Genomic DNA, 24,052 nt, shown 5'->3' on the forward strand with positions numbered 1-24,052 from the left:
AAAAATGATCAGGGATAGCACCCTTATAGATGGATCGGGAAAGAGGGGGACTTTGTCATGAGCATGTACAGGCGATTGATGAAACGGCGCAGTGCCATACTGTCAATGGCACTTTTCGGTATGCTGGCGCTGCCGAACGTTGGACAGGCTTCGGATATTACCAAGGCCGATGCAGCTAAGAGCGGCACGATCACGACAGAAGGGAATGTCTATAATGTATTGGCGGACAAGATGCTGGATGATAAGACCGCATTCAATCATTTCAAGACATTCAATCTGAGTCAGGGAAATATTGCCAATCTTTTTTTCGGTACAAGCAAGGAGAGTGCAGCTGCAGCCCGTCTGCTTAATTTTGTAGATGGCAAAGTCGATATTGCTGGCATTGTCAATGCCGTGCGGAACAATAAGATCGGCGGTGACCTGCGCTTTATCAGTCCTAGTGGGATTGCTGTGGACAAAACCGGTGTCATCAATGCCGGCCAGGTGGGGATGGTGGTACCGACTCAGAAGTACTATGACCAATTGCTGGGGAATGAAGCTTCGCTGAAGGCGGATAATTTCCTCAGTGCGGCAAGCATACAAAATGGTGAGGTGCCGCTCAATCTTGCTGGTTCGATTACGGTTGCCGGTCATATCAATACCGTAGGGGGCATGACGCTGGCGGCAGCTGATATCAGCCTGGGTGAAGGTGCGCTCCTGAACACCAAAAATACCATCAATTATGCAGACCTGGTGAATGTGAAGGATGCCAATGGCAATGTTACGGTGAACGCTGGCTTGGGCAGTGATCTGCAGCTTACGCAGAATGAATCCGGGGATATTGTCCTGGCGGCTGTGGCGGACAGCAAGAATACGGCGGAAGAGAGCGGCTTGCTGGGGAAGTTGAATAATAAGCTGGACGGAACCGGTGTCAATATTTTCCGCATTACCAACTGGGACATCAGCAAACCTATTGGCGCTAGCATAAAAATGGCCAAGGGTGCGAAGATTGATGCGGCTGGCAATGTCATTATGGCAGCCAAGGCACTTTCCAATAATGTGAAACCGGAAAAGCCCAAGAACCAGACGGAACAGGATGAGAACGCCAAGGCAGAACTGGAAAAGAAAACCAAGGAGGCCATCCAGAATACCAAGACCCTTTTGGGATTGAAGGCGGGTATTGAGCTGGCCGGGGAAATCACGGGCAAGACGGTCAATGTAGCCGCAACGACCAAAGATGATTATCAGTTTGATAAGGATATGGCCAAAGAGATCAAAGCAACGAATCTGTTGCAGGACTATATCAAAATCTCTGGTGCATTCATGATGCATAAAGATACGGCTAATGTGGCGATTGGCAAAGATGCCCAAATAAAAGCTACTGGTGATGATATTGCAGGGAAGGCCGGTGCTGACGGTAAGACTCCCGCTCCCACGCCATCACTTTCGGTATCGGCATCCAGTGAACTCAATGCGAAACTGGCTTCGGAAGGGAAAGTCGAAGGTAAAAAGAATCAGTTGGCAGCGGCAACTTTTTCGTATTATAAGAATAATGCCAATATTACGGTGGATGGTTCCTTGAAAGCGGATAACGGTTCTGTGTTTGCTGTTTCGAATGCCAAGACCAATATATCGGCCACCAGTTCCAATCTGGCCAGCAAAGAAGATACCAGTCATCTGAATTTTGCGGGCAATGTCGTAATTGGCTCGACCGACAGCCAGAACCAGCTGAATGCAGGAGCTTCTCTGGAAGCTGCCAAGAATGTTTCCGTGGCGGCAACCCTTGATAATTCCCTGGCAGTCAAGGCCGAAAACAGCATCAAGGAAACGGGCCTGGGCGGTTCGGCGTTGAACTTCGTCAACACCTCGGAAAACGCACAGCTGGCGGATAGTGCGGGAATCAAAGCGGGCGGCAATATTGATGTGAAAGCTGCCGAAACCAATACCCAGCGGCAGATTACGGCCAATAATGGTACGGAAAAAGCGGAAGCGGAAAAAGAGTCGGATAAGGACAAGGATAAAGATTCGGATAAGGAAAAGGATACGACTAAGGCTAAGGACGAAGAGGATGACCTCGGTTTGGCTGATCTGTTCGGTGATGCAACCGAGGCGACGCAGGAAGCGGAAAAGGAAAAAGAGGAAAAGGAAAATAAAGAAGATAAAGACGCTGAAAAGAGCCAGACCAAGACCTCGGCTTTGGAAAATGCGGCCAAATACGTTACGGTTGGTTCCAGCGTGAATGTAGTCCTGGGGGACAGCAAGGCTGGTGTGGTCATCAACAAGAATGCCAGCATGAGTGGTGGAGATGAAGGTGCTTTATCCATAACTGCTGTACAATCCAATCCGGATATACAGATCGGCTCCATTGCGACTTCTGCTGCCGGCAGTGATGGCAAGGCCAAGTCTGCGCTTATCAATGCTGCCGTATCGGTAACGGATATCACGAATGATGCCAGTGTGGTCATCGCTGGCAGCGATGGCGATAAGCCGGTTTCGTTTGCCGGAGGCGACATCACGCTCAAAGCAGAGACCAATAGCGGTCATGGCCGTCTGGATAAAATGGTGGCGGATATCAAGAACATACAGAATGTAAAGGATAAGCTGCTTTCTTTCTTTACGGCCGATAAGTGGAAGGAACCCAAACAGCATGTGACGGATTTCTTTGCTGCGTTGGAAAATCTGACGAACATTGCTCAGGACCCGACCGCTTTCCAGACTTTGGTCAGCCGGGGGAATACTCTCTATGAGGATTTGAAGAACAATGCTACGGAATTGGAAAAAGCAGGCATTGATATTTCGAAGACGCTGGAGGCCATTGGCAATCTGACAAATCCGGCCAAGGTAGCGAATTATTATGTAGACAGTGCCACCAGTTCCAATATGGTGAAGAACCGGGAAAAGAATACTTCCGCAGGCGGCAGTGCGGCTTCGGTATCGTTGGCCGGGGCAGTGAATGTGGTTTCACTGGATGACCATGCCCGCGTGTTGGTGGGGCGGCAGGCTCAGTTTGAAGCAGAGGGTGATCTGGCAATCAGCAGCAGCGTGAACAAGAGCGATATCGCCATGAATGGTCACTTGAAACCCTCTGGGGCAGCAGCAACGTCTGTCGGTGCTGTGGTCAATGTATTCAACAATCGCTCAGACAGCGTACTGGCCGTAGCGGATAAAGCACAGCTTACGGGCAGTGATGTATTCCTGACGAGCAAGAACAATATCAACCATTACCTCCTGAATGGTGGTTCTGGTTCTGCAGCCAATAATTCCAATAAGACCGGTGAAAATGATACCGTTGCAGATACTACGGCCTTGCAGGGGACTGTCAGCTATGTCGGCGGCGAAAGCCTGGCTATCGTATCGGTAGATACCGGGGCTGTGATAACGGCAACCGGCGAGACGACCAAGGCCGACAACCAAAAAGCGATTGATGAGGCGTGGAATAAGCTTTCAGCAGAAGAACAGAAAAAGCAGAAAAAAGAGACTGCCAAGGAATCAGGTGTGGCGGAAATCAAGGCTCAGAATGATACCAGAGTCCTCAATCTCGCCGGCGGCCTGGCTTATGGCAATGGCTCCAAGGGCATTGGTGCGTCCGTGGCGGTAACGAACTTTGATGTGAAGACCCTTTCTGCCGTGAGTGATAATAATACCAGCAGCAAAGATGAGATTGGTTCGCTGGCACGCACGCTATCTATGCGTGGCGATGCGAATCTGAAGGCTGCGGATTATTTTGGCTCTGCCGGGACTAAGGCAGGCGCTATTGATGTGCATAGCCTGGCTATGAACGCTACCGCGGATGGTTATATCCACAGCGTAAGTGTAGCCGGTGGTGTCATTGAACAGACGGACAACGGCAAGTCCGGCGGCTCCCTGGCCAATTTCGTTTCCAATACCAGCGGCAAGTTCAGCAGCTTCAAGGATGGCTATCAGAACTACTTCAAGCCCGATGAAAAACAGGATAAGGGTTCGGTATTCAGCCGTACCATGGAAAGGTTTAACAATAGCCAGAAGGATAAGGACAAACAGGAAACCGGTGTGGCCAACATGACGGGCGGGCAGACCATGCCCAGCTTCACGCTGGCCGGGGCTGGCAGCGTTTCGGTGAACCTGTCGGCAAATCAGACGAAATCTGTCTTGCAGGATGCCAATGTCACGCTGCGCTCGAATGGTGAAGATGCGGCAGCTTTGGCCAACAAGGCTTCCGATTCGTTATTCCTTGGTGCCTGGAGCGGCGGCGCAGCTTTAAGCTTCCAGAATATCAAGCTGAAGAAGAATACATCGGATTCAGCTACCACCGTAGGCATTGCCGGAGCTGTGGCGGTGAACAGTGTCACGAGTGATGTGCTGGCTCAGGTTAAGAACAGCAAGATCCAGGAAAAGAATAATGAACAACAAGGCAGTTTCGAGAACACCGCGGAGAAGAAAGGCGCTTTGTTTGCTGGCGGTGTAGGGCTGGCTGTGTCGCAGGCCAGAAAGAACAGCTATAACTTCACAGGGGCGGCATCCACTTCGGTGAATATCGGCAGCAGCAATGTCGATGCGCAGGTAGTGGGCTCTAATGCAAACACGAAAAACATCACCAATAAAGCCATGGATACCGATACGCAGGTTACGGGCGGCGTGAATCTATCGGTAGCGGCTGGCGGCAATGGTGCTACTGCAGCTGGTGGTACGGTGGCGTTTGCCCATCTGAAAAACAATGTAAATGCGTTGTTGGATGGCGGCACTTATCTTGTCCTGGGGAATCTGCGCAATGAAGCAATCGCTTCGCTTACTCAGGTAGGTGGAGCCGTAGGCGTATCGGTAGCGGCACCTAAAGATGGCAGCAGCTATGGCTTCCAAGGCGTAGCTGCCTATAATCGGTTGGAAAATAATACCAAGGCATTGATCAAAGGTTCTGCGACGATTAGTGCAGATGCTGTGCAGAATCTTGCGCAGGATCAGGCAGCGGATAACACCAGCGATTACAAGAAGTACAATGCAGCCCTGCAGCAGGCGGATGTTGATGTCGAAGGGGACAGCTACACAGATCAGCTCGAGCAGAAGAACAACGAAGATACCAAGGCCATCAATGAGGATTTGGCGAAAAAGGGCCGCTATGGCAACAAAATCATCACCGCAGCCGTCGGTCTGGCTTCCTCGAAAAATGGTTCGGGTCTTGCTGCTATGGCAATCAGCGATGTGGATAATAATTTCTCTGCCCAAATTGAAAGTGGCTCCCTTACGCTGTATAATGTTGCCCAGGATGCGCTGAAGGTCCGTGCCTATTCCAATACGTTGGATGTGAATACGGCCGCTGGTGCAGCTGTGTCCAAGAGTGGCTTTGGCGCAGCGGGTTCATTGAGCTTGCAACTGACGGATAATGATGTTATTGCCGGCGTAGAGAATGTCAAGAACTTATCGGCCAAGGGCGTTTCGATAGAGGCCGGTACGGGCGCATCGGAAATCAATGTGGCTGGACAGGTGAGTGTTACGGGCGGTGCTGCCTTTGGCATGGCCATGGCTTATAATCTCCTGAATAATGATACCAATGCTTACCTGAAGGACAGCGCGATAAATCCTGACCTCAAGGCTTTTGACCCTGGCAGTACTATGCTTGCCGTCCAGGCAGACAGCAAGGCTTCCGTTTATGCTGTGGGAGCAGGTGTAGGCATTTCCAAAGGGTTGGGGCTGAATGGTGCCTCGGCAATCAACCGTGGCCATAATTCAACGACTGCCCTGGTGGAAAACACCAAAGCCAATGCGATAAAGAAGGTAGATGTAACCGCTGCGGATACCTCGAAGAAACTGGCCGTAGTGGGTAATGTGCAGGGCAGCGGCACGGCTGCTATAGGCGGTGCGTTTGTCTATAACGATATCGGCAGCAGCTCCGAGCATCAGAAAACCAGCGCTGCGCTCAAGAATAGTTCGTTGACGGGCGTCAATGGTGGAAATGGTGATTTGACGGTAACGGCCAAGGATGACAGCAAGCTGACCACCGTTGGTGTAGGTGTAGGCCTCAGCACCGGTGTAGCTGCTGTACAAGGTGTGGCTGCTCTGACCAGCATCCAGAAAGATGTGGAAGCTTCGATTGAAGGCTCCAATATCGGTAGTGGGAACAGCCGGTTTGCGGTAACCGCAGCCGCAGATACCCAAGATAATCTGCGTGCCGTAGCAGCGGTACTGTCGGCTTCCAAGAATGCTGCTATTGGTGCAGGCTTAGTCATGAACACCGACAAGGCGGTGACCAGTGCACAGATTTCCGGCGGCAATCTCTTTACCACCGGACTCACGATCGATGCAAAAGGTCTTTCGACCATCCATAACATTGCAGCTGGTGGCGGCATCGCAGCCCAGGGTGCCGGGATTGTCGGTTCTGTGGCCATCAATGATATCCAGACGAAAAACCGTGCTGTCCTCAGCGGCAATGCAGTCGTAGATGCTTCTGGTGACAGTGTGCTCATTACCGCTCGCGGTGATGAAAACATCAAGAATATCGTGGGTGTTCTGGCTGCTGCTGGACAAGGGGCTGGTGTTGGTGCTGCTGTGGCGAAAAATACCATAGCAAGTGAGAACTATGCTGCTGTTGAAGGTGAGAATACTGCGGTTACAACGTCGAATACGAAAGACAGGAAGGTAAAGGATAAGCTGGATAATGCCGATCAGGCGATTGTGGGTCAACTGGCTTCGGCAGCAAAGGACAAAGATAATAAGTCCAGTGCCGCTGATGGTGAAAAGATCCTGGACTCTGCCGCAAACCTGGCTGACCTGCGGGGCGAATCCACCTATAAGGGGATTGCTGTGTCTGCTTCCGGCACGCATACCATCAAGTCCATGCTGGTCAATGCAGGGGTTGCCGGACAGGGGGCTGCGATAAACGGTACCTTCAATGTCAATGAAATTGGCGGTTCAACCAAGGCCGTGACCGATAAAGCAGCTCAGCTGTCCACAGATGCGGATGTCAATATTGCAGCGCGCGATTATACCAATTCCTATGGCCTTGTCGGCACGGTCAGCGCGGCTGGTCAGGGCGTTGGTGCCGGTTTGGGCAGTGACAGCCAGACAATCACGCGGGAGACCACGGCACTGCTTGTGGGGAGAAATACGGATGGAGTCAACGACGTAATCGCGCGCAATCTGAATGTCGAAGCAACTGGCTGGCAGGGGATTGCTTCTCATGCTGCTGGTATTGGCTTTGCCGGCATGGGGGCAGGTCTTATCAACGGGACAGGTGTCTATGACTTGCGTTCACAGACGAATGCCAGCGTCAAGAATGTCAATGCACTTCTGGAGGGCAATCTGGATGTGCTGGCTGACCATCATGGCAAAATCTATAGTGACATCTATTCCTTGGGCGTTGCCGGGGCAGGTGTTGGTGTTGGCACTGGCGTAGCTGTGGTCAAAGAAGACAGCCGTGTGAAAGCGGAAATGGAATCTGTGGATGCAGGTTTCCAGGTCAGGGGAACGGGCAATAAGAATCAGGCAGCCGTAAAGGCACTGAATGACACCCGTCTTACCTATGAACTTTACAATATTGGCGGCGGTGGTATCGGCGGACTGGCCGGTTCCATCGGTGTGGCGAATGTCACAGGCGATGTGACGGCGCGTATGGTCAATAGTTCCATGAAGGCTGCTTCAGGGAACTGGGCTGGCTATTCCAATGTTGACCCGGCCAAGATAGAAGTGCTGGCGCAGAATAAACTGAGCTTCCATAATACTGCCTTTACGGGTGCATTAGGCCTGGGCGCTGGTGTGGGCGTAGGTGTGGTCATCAATACCTTAGACGGCAGAGTGGCGGCCATTCTGGATAACGCTGACCTCAAAGCCGGGGAAATCGGCATTCAGGCAAAAGACGAGCGCAATATCGAGCAGAGTGCATACAATGCCTCTGCCGGCTCCGTGGGCGCTTCTGCCAACGTGATGATCATAAATATCGGACAGAAGCTGGCTGATCGCTATGAATCGGCTGCGAATAAGGGCAAGGAAGCAGATGGCTCGCAGGTGAATACCAGTGACTTGTTGAATCGGGCCAATCAGGCGACTAAGGGCAACCAGCTCAACAGCTCCACTACGGACGGCCGGACTGGCAGCAGCACGGCAGCCGTGGCTGATGGCGGTGGCAAGAGCGGTTCTGGTGTAAGCCTCACGATAAGCGGCTCCAAACTGATTTCGAACACGGGCAATGTCCTTTTGGATAGTGGTGTCCTCAATAATGTATTGCAGGAAAATAAATCCGTTGCCATCGGCGGTGCAGCCCTCAATGGTGCTGTAGGCATTTTGAACAACGCCAGCAAGGCTACGGTTGATCTGACCAATACGAATGTACAATCTGCTCAGGATATAAAATTGAAGAACCAATTGTCCGGGACGAATGAACTGAAGATTCGTCAGGGCGCCGCAGCACTTTCTGGTGCTGCAGGTATCGCTTATGCAGGCATGAACAGCAATGCAGAGACTGTCTCGGCGATTCATGGCGGCAGTTTGGAGGCAAAAGGAAGCCTGTCGCTATATAATACGGACAATATTTCTGCCAAGCTGAATGCGATTGGCGTGACTCTCAGTGCTGGCAAGGCCGGCAGCGCATTGCTGGCGGAAAACAGCGGTACGGGCAGGAATGCGGTTACTATTGACCAGCAGGCAAAACTGGTCAGTGGCAGTGATTTGGATATTCATGCGCAGAGTGCACCGCAGATAGAACTTTCGGCTATTGCCGCCAGCGGCAGCCTGGCTTTTTCGGGAACTGGTCTGGCTGCCCGGGCAGGTTATACCAGCTCGGCAACTGTGGACATCGGTAAGAAAAGCACACTGTCTGCACCTACGCTGTATATTTCTGCTGAAAACGACCCGCAGGCAAGCACCAAGGTCGGTTCATCGGCAGCAGGCATGATTGCCGCCATGTCCGCTACGGATGTTGACAATACGCTGGGGACAAAGGATAATTATGCCAAAACTGCACTGAACATTGGCGATGAAACGACGCTGAATGCAAAAGACATAACGCTTCTCAGCAGATGGAATCCTCAGCAGAAGCTGGAGTTGTTATCGCTGAATGCCGGCAGTGCGACGATTGGTGTGACCATGGGGAACTTGTCTTCCTATGGTACAAGTGATGTTTATGTAGGCAGGGCATCGTATCAAAAAGATGCTTCCCTGTGGGCTTTTGGTCAGGGAAATATTGAGCAGACTGGTCTGGTGGGGGGCATGACGGCAGGCGGCCTGGCCTCCGGCAGCAATTTCCTCAATGCCGATCGCGATGTCAGGACTAATGTTCGGTTGGACGGTTATCAGAGCAACAGTGCAAATCTGAACTATGTCGTGGCATCTGCTTCGAATTTCCTCAATCAGGATTTCAAGGCTGTGGGCTACGGGGCAGGTTTTGCTACGATTTCTCCCTGGACTGCGGTAATCAACGACAACGAAAGCCGTGAAGCTGTGACAACCCTTGGTGGTACCTGGAATCTTTCGGGACCGATGACGGCTCTGGCACAGAACGTGGATAACAAGGCGGATCTTACCGTAGATGGCAAGAATGCAGCTGCCGTAGGACTCAGCGCTGTGTCCCTTACCCGCAAGACGGATACTGCCGCTAAGGTGGTTCTGAATCCGGGGATAAACGTCACAAGCACAGATGCACAGATGTATTACGCTAGTAATGAAATCGCAGTCAATGAGACTGTGGATGCTGCAGGTTATGGCGGTGTGAACGGTTCTGGCAGCAAGCTGGACAACAATGCGTCTTATCGGGCTTCGATTGAAACGGGCAATACGGGAAGTGGTAACGCTAACTTCACGGTAAATGGTACCTATGCCGGCATCACGATGAATGCTGATACTACGGGCAGCATCAAGGCCAGGAATCAATTGGAAGCTGGCGGCGCCGCTTCGCTGATCAAAGCGCAAAGCAGCCATAATCTGGCTTATGATAATGCGGTAAAGCTGAAAAATTCTAACCTTAAAGCTCCGGGCAGCACGTCGGATATTAATCTGGCAGCGTCTGATAATACGACGCTTGACCTTATTGCCGTGGCCAATATCCAGGGTGGCTTGGGTGGCAAGGCGACGACGGTCAATGACAGCGTGCTCAGGCGCAGCAATAATGTTTCACTGGAAGGCAGTTCCATATTCAGCGGACGGGATGTGAATCTGTTCGCTGGTGCCACTAGCGAAGGTGAAATGGGACAACTGAACATGCAGCTTCTCGCGGATGTGTATAATCGTACGGCGATTCCGGTAAAGACGAAGCCTTATTATACGAATTCCATGTCTCAGGCCAATCAGGTGAATATCGGCCGCGGCAGTAAAATTGAAAGCGTGAGGAATATCGACCTGAAGGCCGATAGCGGCAGGGAAGCCATTGCAGAATCGGCTTATGTTTATACAACCTATACATCTAACCTCAAAAGTAATCTTATTACGGTATTGCCCCAAGACAAGAACAGTCGCGAACAGCAGGCAAATTTCATCACGGTTGATGGCAGTTTGCTGGCTGGGTTGTACAATGCATTGGAACTGGAAATTATCGGCAAAGCTGAAGATGGCAGCATAAAAGGCAATGTAATCAAAGGCCGGGAATGGTTCAATCCGCAAAGTATTTCCTTTGGCAGTCAGCAGACCGTAGCGAATCCGTATCTGAAGGAATATAATGAACTCCTGCAGGCAGAAAAGCAGATGGCTGCAAATGATAAGACTAATATAAAGCAGACTTATAGTGCAGAGCTTGCCAATCTGTTAGCATTGATGGAGAAAAAAGGTTTTGCCATCAAGAAGGGCAATTCCTATGAAGTCCTGAAAGAAGCTAAGGTATCGGCTGTTACCCTGCCGGGGATCACCGTATCCGGCGGCAATATCACGTTCTCGACCCAAAGCATAAAGGGAAGCGGCTCCATCAAGGCACAAGTTGCGGATAGTATTGTGATTCGCGACAAATCCAATGGACGTCTGGTGGTAAATGACCTCACACTGGCTACGGCCGGTGGCCAGGTGCTCCTGAATGGCGCCGATTACACGGCAGCGAATGTACAGTCGGCCAAGAACAGCCAATCTCCAGTCATCCGCATTCAGAAAACTGGCGGCAACGGAGTTGGCGCAGATGTGCATCTTCAGGGAAGTATTATCAATAATACGGGCAAGGTGCAGATTGCGAACCAGGTAGGTGATATTCTGACGACAGGGCAGGTTTCTTCGGCCTATGCGACGGAAATCAGTGCTCCGAATGGCAGCTATCGTCAGGCAACTGCTGGTTCCTATCAGGTAGTGGGTGTTGATCCTCTGGCACCGTATACCTTTGGCAGTGAACTGTTTGCTCAGGAGCTATATCGCTACTATGCAGAAAAAGTTGTAGGAGAGCTTAATAGAGCCGCATCATTGTGGCTTGTGTACGGTATGGAAGATTCCTATTACCAAGGGTATCTTACCAATACGGTACAGGAAGTGTTCAACCGCATGAAGAAAACGGAGGCCGGCCGGGCAGAAGTACAAAGGATATTGGGGAGTTATTATGACAAAAATGCTTCGAAATTGAGTGCACAGGCCATAGAATACCTTAAGACGAAGTATAGTTCGCCCTCACCGGAAGCCAGTATTGTAGCTGGTGGTGATGTATCTATTTCGGCTCAGAATATCATTGTGAATGGCCTGATTCAAAGTGGCTACAATACCTATCGTACGGATATTGATGCCGCAAAAGTTACAGCTCTGGAACAACAGGTCGATAAGAACAAGAAGCTTACCGACAGTGATGTATTGGGCAACCAGGCATTCCTGGTCAACAAGACGGGAGCAGCACAACTTTGGAATTCGGGACAAAAGGTATTTGAAGGTGTAATCAATACCTATTATAACCCGTATACAGGACATCTTTTGACGGCGGATACCTATGTCAAGGGCGGCAATATCTATCTGCAGGGGAATGTATTTTCCTCGATTGCCGGAACAGGGCGCATCCTGGCGGCAAAAGGAGCGGCTGATATCACCGTGGATGCTGCGAATTTGAACAAAGACCTCTACGTTGGTGCTATCACCAATAACTATCGCAACGGCAATATCTTTATTAACGGCAAGCAGCAGACCGGGAATTCCTATCAGTTGAATAGTACAGAACCAACCTGGGATCGTTATGTTTTGCGGTGGACATTGTCGGCAGAGCCTATCGCCAATACCCAAAATTTCAAATACAAGGTTGAAAAGCATGTTCATAATGAGACACTCAAGGATAATAGCAAAGCGAAGGCCTTGGAACGTTTTGAGGAAGGCGTGATGGATCCAGAAAGGTCCATTTTTAAGGACAAATTAATAGTAGAGCAATACACTACGCTTAATAATGTTAACCAAGTAAAATCCATAGTTTCCAGTTATTTGATCAATAAGGAGCATATGGATAAGCCGACGGGATGGGCTTCACAGTTCCATGTGGTGTATGCGGAGAATTATCCGCCATCCTGGTTAAATCCAAGAAATCCATCGGCGACTGAAAAAAATACGTTTAACCCATTTGGCACAGATTGGCGTATCTATGAATATCAACGCAACTATCAGTTATCGCCGACCGTTATGGGGCAAATCAATTTTGACAAGCCCATCACGACGGGGGTGTTAAATCCGGTAGCTGGCAATATCACGCTGAAGGGCGGCGGCAATGTAATCCTGACCGGTGATATCAAGGCTGCAGTCAAGGATGGCAAGAATTTGGGCGCCATGGATATCTCTTCGGCCTTCGGAGCTATTGAGAACAACAATGTTCGGGTGACAACGGATAATCTCACGGTGACGGCGCCTAAGGGAGTAGACTTGAATGTTGCCGGTAATACCTTCATTTCTGGCTATTCGAAGAATGGCGATATCACCATCAATTCTGCTGACACCTTGCAGCTTGGCAGCTTTAACCTCAGTAAGGATGACGGAACGTTGAGCCTGTCGGCACGAGGCAATATTACCATGAAGGACAACGAACGGCTTAGGTCAAATAATATCAAGCTCGTGAGTAAGGAGGGGGGCATTGGTTCCCAGGAGAACTTTGTGACAACCTTTAATAGTGATACGACTAATATTGATGCAGAAGCCAAGGGCAATATCTACATTCGGGAAATAAATGGTAATATAGGTGTAGGTACGATCAAGAGCACCGGTGGTGATGTGACCCTGTCAGCTGACAAGCGCAGTATTGTGGATGCCAAGGGTTCGGGGATAAAACTCTCTGACAGTCAGAAGAAGATAAATAACTGGCTGGAATTGGGGTTGATTAGTGCCAAGGATTCGGATGACAGTCTGTCGGCTGCGGCTGCGGCAGAAAAAGCAGAACGCCTGGCAGGCCTTGAAGGCCGGTTGCAGACGTTGGGTGCCGCAAGTGGCAAAATGCTGTCAAGTTACGTCAGCATTGCCAGAGACTTTGCCAAGGATCCCACGGTGCTGGCACGTAAAGCTGCCTTTGAAAAACAGGCGCAGGACATTGATGATGAAGCCGCATACACCCGGCTGTTCAACAGCTATCGGGCAGAACTGCTCCACTGGTTTGACCGGTCCGGCTATTATGGCCTTAGTGAAGCCGAGCGGGCGGCAGTCATGGATTATGGCCTGTTAGAAGCCAGCAACGACTATGGTTTTTCCAAGAATCAGCTGCTTTATGCAATCCAAAGTGATATCGTCAACAGTGTGCCGGGACAGATGGTCGTGATTTCCAGCCCCAATATCCATGCGAAAAATGTCACGTTCATAACGGGGAATGGCAGCGGTGTCGGTTATAAGGAGCGCAAGATTACCATCAAGGCCGAGGATATCAACAAATTGGAGAACCTGAAGATTTTGGGTTCGGCTAAGGCCGGTGATCTTACCTGGAATGAAGATGGCAGTGTAGATGTGCGGCGGCGCATCCCGTTGAGCCTAGATTTGCGCGAGGGCGGTACCATAACGCTGAGCAAGAAGACGAGAAATATCTTCCTGGTAGGTACGGAAAATACGACCTTTAACTTTACCAGTGGTTTTGGTCGTGAGGATTCGGATATTGTGCTCATGACGGGCAATGGTATTTATCTGCCCAAGAATGAAGCCGACCGAATCTATGCGAAAGACCTGACTGTTTATGCTGGCCGTGGCGATATTGGCAGACTGGATAATTATCTGCGCACGAATATAACAGGTACCTTGGAGGCCAATGCAGGTGGTTCCGCTTTCATTGACAACCTGGGGGATTTGACCATTGTTTCTGCCGTCGCAGGGGCAGACCGCCGTCCAGTATTGGTGGGGACAAACAAGATTCAACCGACTGCTGCAGAGGAAACGAGTGGGCTGTTCCTTAGTACGAATGGCATTATGCGCATGAGTACAGAGCGTGGCAAGGATATGGGTTACCTGATGGGCAACTCGATAAATCTCAGAGCGTCTCAAATGGGAACCCAGGATAATCCGTTGCGCATCTACGCTAATGGTGCAGTCCTGAATCTGGAATATGGTGAAGCCTGGCTGAAGGCAGTCGGAACAGGGAGCCCGCTTCGGATCAACCGCTACAATCTCAGGAGTCTTTCCTTGGACAATCCGAATCGTTTTATTTGGATGCTCGATCGTGGGGATGTCCGCAATAAGGATATTTATGGATTCTATGGGGTTGGCTGGATGGAATATCTGTTTGATTTCGATGAATATTATCAGTGGCTGATGTCTTTGCAAGATGCATATATTCCTGATTTGAACAATAAAGACCTGAATATGGGGACGAACAGGATTGATGTGGAGAAAAGACGCCAGCAGGGTCTTGTGATCATCAAAGGTGATGGAGGCGGAATGGAAATCACCGCAGATCAGCAATAATGCTGCCTGAATATTAGCAAGAATAGCAGAAAAGGTTACCATCAGATAACGGCATGGAGCTGTCACAGGAGCCTTTCTTCGTGTGACAGCTCACTTGCTGTGAGAGAGGGATGAAAAAATTGCGTAGAAGAAACTTTAAGGGTAAATGTATGTCTGGGGTGGCGTTGGCTGTTTTGTTCCTTCCAGCCATTGGTTTTACAGCACCGCCGACACCGGATAATGCGGGCTTGCAGCTGAACCGTGATCGGGAAAATCTGGAAAGGGAACGTCTGCGTCAGCAGATCATCGAAGACCAGGAGCGGGGGAAGGAAGATAATGTAACCGATAAGCAGGACAAGCAGGGCAAACTGACGCAGAATGAGAATCTTCGTTTTCTGTTGGAAAAGATTACCACAGATGATTCGGAGATTCTGACTGCCGAAAGATTCAATGCATTGGCCGCACCATATATAGGGAAAGAAGTGGCTATTGATGATTTGATGGCCTTGGTGGATCAAATCAATGAATTCTATTCCCGTGAAGGCTATATTACTTGCCGGGCGTATCTGAAGCCGCAGACGATCAAGAGTGGTACGGTCCATATCAGTCTCAGCGAGGGGCGGACGGGGACGGTGACATTGACGGGCAACAAGAGTACGCACGCTGGTTATGTCTATTCCCGACTGCACCTTAAGCCGGGAGTCGTGCAAAACATCAATGAACTCAATAAAGATCTGGCTTTCTTTAATGGTACTCATGATGCACAGTTGAAGATTACGCTGCAGGCAGGTGCAGAACCGGGGACTACGGATTATGCTGTGGTGCTGAAAGAACCACAGCGTACGGATATGACACTGTATGTCAATAATGACGGACAGGAAAGTACTGGCAGATGGCAGACGGGAGCCTTTTTCCGCTATCGCAGCTTAACCAGGAATCAGGATGATTTTACGATTGGCGGCATGCATTCGACGGGGCTGAATTCACTGACTCTGCGCTATGATATTCCGACTACAGCCCGAGGGCCAAAAATCTCGTTTGATTATAGTACCAATGGTACCAAAACGGTGAAGGGGCCTTGGAGAGATCGGTTGAAAGGTCATGCATCAAGTTTCGGCATGACGTTCACGCAGCCGATTTCGGTCAGTTATACCAATCGCTCGGAAGCAAGTCTGGGGTATCGTCATCAGACGTCCACGAATACATTTGCAAAAATTTTTCATCTCGTGGATTATCGTGTGGATGGCGTTACGGCTGCTTTTACTCAGACTAATTACAGCCGCAGCTCGGTATACTATCAGCGATATGCCTATACCGTTGATCATTGGAAAAATGATGTGAATGGTGAAAGACGTGACGTCAGCCTGGGCCGGGCCAATGCGTTTTATCATCACCGCTTTAAAGGTGGGCAGACCTTTTTTAGCAGCTTTTTCTTCCAATGGGCGCCGTCCAAAGAGCTCCCTTCGTCGGAGAAATTCAATATCGGAGGAGCAGGGAATATTCGTGGTTATGAAGAAAATCTCCTCAGCGGTACAGGTGGTTTCGTCCTTTCCACAGAGTATGGTGTCCCTTTGGAAAAGAGTGGCATGTGGCAGATGTTTGGCTTTTTAGACGGTGGCAAGGTTTACGAGGCTGATGATTATATAAAAGAGGCTGCGCTCATCAGTACGGGATTGGGGATACGGTATCAGTGGCGGAAAAATATTTCTGCATCTTTGACTGTAGGCTTCCCTTTGAGGCGGGAAATCAATGAAACAACGTGCTCGCGGAGCAGGATTCACTTCACTTGTGTGGGCCGGTTCTGATGATTATTGCAGATGTTGAACAATGAGACAGGTTGGGGTATAATTTTAATGAAATGTAAGAATTTCGTTTTTGATTGTAATGATCATGAGTAAGCCGTTTAGGCAAAAAAAGGAAGATAACGCAAAAGATGCTTAGTATTACAAAATGTAATCTCTGCCCGCGCCGCTGTGGTGTTAACCGTACCCAGCGGGCGGGCTTTTGCGGTGCAGGGGATAAGGTGCGGATTGCCCTGGTATCCCTGCACCAGTGGGAAGAACCCTGTCTCGTGGGCGAAAAAGGTGCCGGAACGGTATTCTTCTCTTACTGTAACCTGCGTTGTGTTTACTGTCAGAACCATGAAATCAGCCATGGGGGCAAGGGAGAGGAAGTCACCGTGGCGCGGCTGGCGGAGATTTTTCTCGAACAGCAGGTGCGGGGGGCGGCTACTTTGGATTTAGTCACGCCAACCCATTATGTGCCGCAGATCATTGCGGCATTGGATATGGCGAAGGAAAAAGGCTTTGCCCTGCCTGTGGTCTACAATAGCAGCGGCTATGAGACGGTCGAGACGATTGAAGCCCTGCGTGGCTATGTGGATATTTTCCTGCCGGATCTGAAGTACCGGGAAGAAGCCAGCGGCAGTGCGTATTCGGCGGCGGCGGATTACTTTGCCTGCGCCAGCGCTGCCATCCGGAAGATGGTGGAAATCGCCGGGCCGGTGCAGTTCGCTGCAGATGGCCAGCTGCAGAAGGGCGTGCTGGTGCGCCATATGATCCTGCCCGGGCACCGTCATGAGAGCATGGCCATCGTGAAATGGCTTTGGGAAACCTTTGGAAAAACGATTCAGGTAAGCCTGATGAGCCAGTACACCCCCATGTATAAAGCCAGTGAGCATAAGAAAATCAACCGCCGCCTGACCACTTTTGAGTATGAGTCGGTGGTCGATTATGCCCTGAGTCTGGGGCTGGAAAATGCCTATGTGCAGGAACGTCGCAGCGCTTCGGAAGAATTTGTGCCGGATTTCAACGGTGCCGGTGTGCAGGGGGGCGAATAATCTTGGGCTTTTCCGGTACCGACTATATAATGCAGCCAATACAGCGAGAATGAGGAGCGTCCCATGCAGATTCAAGTGGCAGAAGTAGCCATCGAAGTTCAGAAGAAGAAAATCAAGAATATGCACCTTTATGTCAAACCACCCTGCGGCAGGGTGGTTATTTCTGCTCCTGTGCGTGTGCCTGACAAGATGATTGAATCATTTGCCCGCCAGAATCTTCCCTGGGTGCGGCGGCAGATACAGAGATTCCGCCAGCTGCCCCGAGCCGCCAGACGTCAGTATGTATCGGGAGAGACGATTTATCTCTGGGGCGTGGCGTATGGTATCGTGGTTATCGAGTCGGCCAAGCCGGACTATAAAATCATGGGCGATAAGATTTTGCTTTATCTGCCGAAAAAAGCCAGCGTGGACTGGCGGGAAAGATTCATGCGGGAGGTCTACCGGGCAGAACTCATCAAGAAGGTGGAAGTGCTTATGCCCAAGTGGGAGAAGATTACCGGCCTGAAAGCAAACGAATGGCGTACCAAATACATGAAGACTCGCTGGGGAACCTGCAATATCATAGCCAAACGAATCTGGCTCAACGTCCAGCTGGCAAAAAAGCCGCCTGTCTGTCTGGAATATGTGATACTCCATGAACTGGCCCATCTGGTCGAAAAATACCATAACGAGCGCTTTTATGCTTTCGTGGCAAAATTTATGCCGGATTGGCAGGAAATCAGATCCAGATTGAATAAATAAAGGGACAGAGCTATGCTGCCGTTGAGGCCATGGTGATATCTGCCCTTGTTTTTTTCAGGTGTTCATCATATAATGTAGGAATTGCTATAGGAAAAAGGAGTGATAGGTATGCAGTGGGCGGAAGTCAGTATTCAGACTACCCATGAGGCCACGGATGTGGTGGCGGAGATTTATCATGATTTGGGGGCTTCTGGTGTGGTCATTGAAGACCCGGAGCTTTTGAACAATTATATAGATGCCGGCCAGTGGGATTTTTCCGGCCTGGAGCGGGCGGAAGATACCAGCATTGTGACGGTGAAGGCATATTTGCCTGTGGATGAGGATCTGGATGACAAATTGCGTACCTTTGAACTGCGCATTCAGGAATTCAAGAATCAGGCGGATGATGATATGGAAAAAGGCCCCTGCATTATCTCCTGGAATACTGTCCGGGATGAGGACTGGGCCGATAACTGGAAAGCGTATTTCCACCCGGAAAAGGTTGGCGGCATGATTGTCATCAAACCAACCTGGGAGGATTACGAGCCCAGCCCTGATGATATCGTGATTGAGCTGGATCCGGGGTCTGCCTTTGGCACGGGCACCCATCCGACTACAGCTATGTGCATCCGGGAACTGGAAACGCTGGTCAGGGGCGGTATGCGTGTCTTTGACGTGGGGACGGGCTCCGGTGTGCTGTCTGTGGCGGCGGCCAAGCTGGGGGCTGCAGATGTCACGGCCATGGACTACGACAAGGTGGCCGTGGAAGTGGCTGCTGAAAATATCCGCCAGAATGGCGTGGAAGATATCGTCAAGACGGGGGTCAGCGATATCCTGAAATCTTTTGATGGCAAGGCGGATCTGATAGTGGCCAATATTATCGCCGATATCATCATCATGCTGTTTGATGAATTGGACGAACATCTGGCCGAGGGCGGTCATCTGCTGGCTTCGGGCATCATCTCCGAACGTCTGGCCGATGTGACCGAGGCTTGCCTGGCGCATGGTTTTGTCGTAGATAAGGTTACGGAAGAGAGAGGCTGGGTGGCGATGACCATCAGCCGTGGAGAAGGCAAATGAGACGGCTGTTTTATAAGGGGCTGCTGGCAGATACCATCGAGATTACCGGCAGTGATGCCCATCACCTGATGCATGTCATGCGGGCCAAGGCCGGGCAGGAAGTCATTGTGGTGGACGATTCCGGTCAGGTGGGCCGCATGGAAATGACGGCCTTCCGGGAAGATGCGGTGACCATGCAGTTGAAGGAACGGCTGGCGGCGGATACGGAATCTCCGCTGGAGCTGGTATTGGCGCAGTGTCTTTTGAAGGCCGACAAGATGGATTATGTGGTACAGAAGGCCGTGGAGCTGGGGGTAACGGAAATCGTTCCCGTGAAAAGCCATAACTGTGTCGTGCGCTATGATGCGAAAAAGGCAGCCGCCCGCCAGCAGCGCTGGCAGAAGATTGCCGAAGAAGCCGCCAAGCAGTGCGGCCGCACTGCTTTGACGGAGGTAACATCCATCGTTGATCTGTCAGCGCTGCTCAAGGATTTTAGCGGCGAAGATACGGAAGTTGTCTTCTGTTACGAAAATGAAGCGGATTATACGGTAAAATCCTGCCTGCAGGGTGCAAAGGGCAAGCGGCTGGTGCTGCTTATCGGCCCGGAGGGCGGCTTTACTCTGGATGAGGCCGCAGCTGTGCAGGAAGCAGGTGGCAGGGCCGTGACATTGGGCCCCAGGATACTGCGGGCGGAGACGGCGGCGGTAGCGGCCATTACCGTAGCGCAGTATGAGAACGGCGATTTAGGCGCGTAAGGATAGAAAGGAAGTATTATTTTGCCAAAGGTGGCACTCACGACCTTGGGCTGCAAGGTCAATCAGTTTGAAACGGAAACCATGGAAGGCCTGTTCAAGAAAAGCGGCTACGATATCGTGCCCTTTGAGGAAAAGGCGGACTTCTATGTCATCAATACCTGCTCGGTAACGAGCCTGGGCGACCGGAAATCCCGGCAGATCATCCGCCGGGCTCAGCGCACCAATGAAAATGCCATTATCGCGGTCTGCGGCTGCTATTCGCAGGTGCATCCTGAAGAAATCAAGGCCATTGAGGGTGTGCGCGTGGTGCTGGGCACGAAGGAACGCAGCAGGATCGTGGAATATGTGGAGCAGGCGGCCAGAGAAGATGGCATCCTGGATGAAGTGGGCAATATCATGGAAGCACATGAGTTCGAGGATATTCCCATCTACGACATGCCTCAGCGCACCCGCGCGTTCCTCAAGATTGAGGACGGCTGCCAGAACTTCTGCTCCTACTGCATCATTCCCTATGCCCGTGGCCCCGTGAAGTCCCGTCATCTGGACAAGATTCACAGCGAAGCGAAGAAGCTCGTGGACGCAGGCTTCAAGGAAATCGTGCTGACGGGCATCCATTTGGGCGCTTATGGCAAGGATTTAGACGGTGAAGTGACACTGGCTGATGCTTGTCGGGAAGTGCTCAAAGTGGAGGGGCTGAAGCGTTTGCGCCTTGGTTCTTTGGAATCCATTGAGCTTTCGCCGGATCTGTTTGCACTGATCCGTGAGGATGACCGCTTCTGTGCGCATCTCCATCTGCCGTTGCAGGCTGGTTCCGATGCCGTGCTCAAGGACATGAACCGCCATTATGATACGGCTGAATTTGGCCGCCTGATTGAACAGGTGGAACGGGAAGTTCCTGGTGTGGCGGTGTCCACGGATATTATCGTGGGCTTCCCCGGGGAGACGGAGGAACAGTTTGCGGACAGTCTGAAGTTTGTCGAGAAGATGAACTTCTCCCGCATGCATGTATTCCCCTATTCCAAGCGCAGTGGCACTCCTGCCGCCGAACGCAAGGATCAGATTCCTGATCCGGTCAAGAAAGATCGGGCAAGACGGATGCAGGAACTGGCCAGCCAGAAAACGGAGGAGTTTCATCAGCATTTCTTGGGGCAGACCATGCAGGTGCTCTTTGAAACCAACCATGATGGCATAACCGATGGCCTGACGGATAATTACATCCGCGTGTATACGGACAGTCCGGTGACCTGTGGCGAAATCTATCGGGTGAAGCTGGAGCGGCTTTATCAGGATGGTGTCTGGGGAACGGTAGAATAAATAGAAAAATGACTCGTACGATGCAATGTACGAGTCATTTTTGTTGCTTATTTAGCTTTTTTGATGATGTCCTGTTTCTCGTTGCTGACTTCCAACATGGCCAGCAGGTTATACAGGAGGTCGTAGAGCTGCTTGGCATCTTCCATGGGGAAATCCGACATTTCCTGTGTCATGGCCTGCGGAATCTTGCTGGCAGCCCGTTTCAGTTTGCGGCCTTCCTCCGTGATGCAGGCGATAACCACCCGTTCGTCGGTAGTGGAACGAGAGCGTTTCAGATATCCCTTGCTCTCGAGCTTCTTCAATAGCGGCGTGAGTGTGCCAGAATCGAGATGCAGCTTCTTCCCTAAGTCCCGTACACTGACCTGGCCCTCTTCCCAAAGAACCATCATGGAAATGTACTGGGTGTACGTGAGTCCCAGCGCCTCAAGATGGGGGCGGTAAGCCTTGACTACCTCTCTGGCGCACGCGTACAGGGGGAAACAAAGTTGATTTTCCAAGCGTAATGAATCTTTCTTGTCCATAAATCTCCCTCATTTCACAAATTTCTTACACTTACTATGTTATTCTTTGGCATAAAAAAAGTCAAGCACAAAACTAATTGATTGAAAAAATACTTTAAATTTGTGTAAATTAAGAGAAAAATTGACGAAGGTTTTATTTTCGTGTAGAATTGACCATGGATTTTACTATGAAATCTTTGCGGGGCAAGCCTGTAAGGCGCAGAACCGCTTAGATTTCGCATCTTATACGAATAGAAGGAAGAATGCTTATGTTGATGACTGCAGAGCAGCAGGATGAGCTCATTCGTCACCTGACGGCGGCGAGTGTCTATTTTTGCTGTTTGATTGCCTTTTATATCGATATCGGCCAGGATATGGGGGCAAAGTATTTCATGCCGATACTCATTCCCATAATCTTGGGGCTGGTATTGACGGAGTGGGCAACCAAGGTCAGGATTTTCAGTATGGCGGCGCTGCCGAATCTCTTTACGGGACTGGCCTGGGCCATGACGTTCCCCTTGCTTTATTCCTGGACCTTCACGACAGGCTGGTATCCATCGAAGATCTGCTTTGATTTCGTGGTAGGTACTGCGGGCTTTATCCTGCTGATGTGTCTGGAAAGCGTGCTGGTACGGCTGGGACATGTGAAAATCACCTCTTTTTTGATGGCGCTGCTGAATTTTGCCTGTCTGGCAATCCCTTTTGTGCAGTGGGTTTACTACTGCCTGTTCTGGCATTGTCTGTCGCCGGCCTCCTTGATGGCGCTTTATCTGACCAACTACCGGGAGAGCATCGACTTTATCCAGTCGAATCTGGGACTCTTGCCCACGCTGGCCATTGTGGCAGGTTTTGCGTTGTTCCTCTACCTTTGTTACCGGCAGCATCTGAAGTTTGCCCGTTTCACGCAGGCGGAGGATAATGAGGCTTCGCAGTTTGGTGTGCTGGCTTTGCTGATAGCGGTGACACTTTGGGCGCAGAGTTTCTATCTGCCGCAGACTTCCTGGGCAGAGCTTTGGAATGATGTGACCACCTATGTGAGCCAGACACAGGAATATAGTTCCGGGCATGATGAGCGCTATGACAGTTTGATGATTGATGCCAGTTCTACCCTGGCAGCCAAAGCACCGGGGACCGTGATCCTCATCATTGGCGAATCTGCTTCCCGTAATTATATGAAGGCTTATACACCGGAGTTCCCCTTTGAAAATACGCCCTGGCTCAGCGAGAAGCTGGCTAATGGTGAACCGGGGTTCCTGAATTTTGCCAATGCCTATGCGTCCTGGTCACAGACGGTACCAGTCCTGCAGCGGGCCCTTACGGAGCAGAGCCAGTACAATGGCAAGGAATTCTTTGAGTCGGCTTCAATCCTGGATGTGGCGAAAAAGGCAGGCTATGAGACCTGGTGGTTCAGCAATCAGGGGCGTTATGGACAGTATGACAGTGCGATTACCTTGGTAGCCAAGACCGCAGACCATGCTAGCTGGACGGATGACTCCTATAATTTCACGGACAAATATGATGAGGCGCTGCTGCCTTATCTGACGCAGATTGACCCGTCGAAGAACAATTTCATCGTGCTCCATATCATGGGCAGTCATATCTATTACAATAACCGTTATCCAGCAGCTTTTGACAAGTTCAAGACGGCAGAGGGTGAAACCAGCATGTTGTCGGCGCCTTCCTATGCCAACAGCATCCTTTATACGGATTATATTGTCAGCCAGGTTTTTGATTATGCGCAGAAGCATTTGAATCTGCAGGCGATGGTCTATTTCTCTGACCATGGGGAGAATCTGGAAATCTCCCATAATCCGGATGTATTCACCTTTGATATGGTGCGGATCCCGCTTTGGATGTATCTGTCACCGGCTTACCATGAGGCACTGCCGGGACATACGCAGGCGTTGTATGACCATCGTAATCGGTATTTCACCAATGATATGCTCTATGATACGATTTGCGGGCTTATCAATGCACCGTCCAGCCGCTATAATCCGGAGCAGGATTTTGCCAGCTACACCTATAGCTTCTCCCGTAATGACCTGACAACCATGCTGGGACAGCATAGGTTGACGGAAGACCCCGCTGGTGGTCCGGAAGACATAGCAGAATGATTTTATGAAGAGACTTTCTGG

The 24,052-nt window shown here is 50.7% G+C and carries 9 protein-coding genes; 8 read left to right on the top strand and 1 reads right to left on the bottom strand.

What is annotated here, in order from left to right; translation table 11 throughout:
- Positions 1-57 precede the first annotated feature (57 nt).
- The 7 genes from BUB68_RS00915 (at position 58) to mtaB (ending at position 21,417) form a co-directional block, all read left to right on the top strand.
- On the top strand, positions 58-14,751 hold the full coding sequence (locus BUB68_RS00915) for a leukotoxin LktA family filamentous adhesin (protein ID WP_081371797.1): 14,694 nt from the start codon (positions 58-60) through the stop codon (positions 14,749-14,751).
- A gap of 149 nt (positions 14,752-14,900) precedes the next feature.
- Entirely contained in the window at positions 14,901-16,535 is a 1,635-nt protein-coding gene (locus BUB68_RS00920; RefSeq protein ID WP_073087945.1) for a ShlB/FhaC/HecB family hemolysin secretion/activation protein, read from the top strand.
- Between the two features lie 128 nt (positions 16,536-16,663).
- On the top strand, positions 16,664-17,569 hold the full coding sequence (locus BUB68_RS00925) for a radical SAM protein (protein ID WP_073087946.1): 906 nt from the start codon (positions 16,664-16,666) through the stop codon (positions 17,567-17,569).
- A 63-nt stretch (positions 17,570-17,632) separates the two neighbouring features.
- Positions 17,633-18,310, top strand: coding sequence for a M48 family metallopeptidase (locus BUB68_RS00930; RefSeq protein WP_073087947.1), 678 nt, complete (start codon positions 17,633-17,635; stop codon positions 18,308-18,310).
- 108 nt (positions 18,311-18,418) lie between these two features.
- The gene (gene prmA, locus BUB68_RS00935; RefSeq protein ID WP_073087948.1) at positions 18,419-19,369 is read left to right on the top strand and encodes a 50S ribosomal protein L11 methyltransferase; all 951 of its coding nucleotides are present in this window, start codon (positions 18,419-18,421) and stop codon (positions 19,367-19,369) included.
- Positions 19,366-20,103 (top strand): 16S rRNA (uracil(1498)-N(3))-methyltransferase, encoded by a 738-nt coding sequence (locus BUB68_RS00940; protein WP_073087949.1) that lies wholly within the window; start codon positions 19,366-19,368, stop codon positions 20,101-20,103. Before prmA ends, BUB68_RS00940 begins: the two co-directional genes overlap by 4 nt.
- A 21-nt stretch (positions 20,104-20,124) precedes the next feature.
- On the top strand, positions 20,125-21,417 hold the full coding sequence (gene mtaB, locus BUB68_RS00945) for a tRNA (N(6)-L-threonylcarbamoyladenosine(37)-C(2))-methylthiotransferase MtaB (protein ID WP_073087950.1): 1,293 nt from the start codon (positions 20,125-20,127) through the stop codon (positions 21,415-21,417).
- 47 nt (positions 21,418-21,464) lie between these two features.
- On the opposite strand, the gene BUB68_RS00950 is transcribed toward mtaB, so the two are convergent.
- On the bottom strand, positions 21,465-21,938 hold the full coding sequence (locus BUB68_RS00950; protein WP_073087951.1) for a MarR family winged helix-turn-helix transcriptional regulator: 474 nt from the start codon (positions 21,936-21,938) through the stop codon (positions 21,465-21,467).
- A 248-nt stretch (positions 21,939-22,186) separates the two neighbouring features.
- Between BUB68_RS00950 and BUB68_RS00955 the strand changes: the two genes are divergently transcribed.
- Positions 22,187-24,031, top strand: a complete 1,845-nt coding sequence (locus BUB68_RS00955) for a phosphoethanolamine transferase (RefSeq protein ID WP_073087952.1) — start codon at positions 22,187-22,189, stop codon at positions 24,029-24,031.
- Positions 24,032-24,052 lie beyond the last annotated feature (21 nt).

The organism is Pseudoselenomonas ruminantium (genome assembly GCF_900142515.1).
Classification (GTDB): Bacteria; Bacillota; Negativicutes; order Selenomonadales; family Selenomonadaceae; genus Selenomonas_A; species Selenomonas_A ruminantium_D.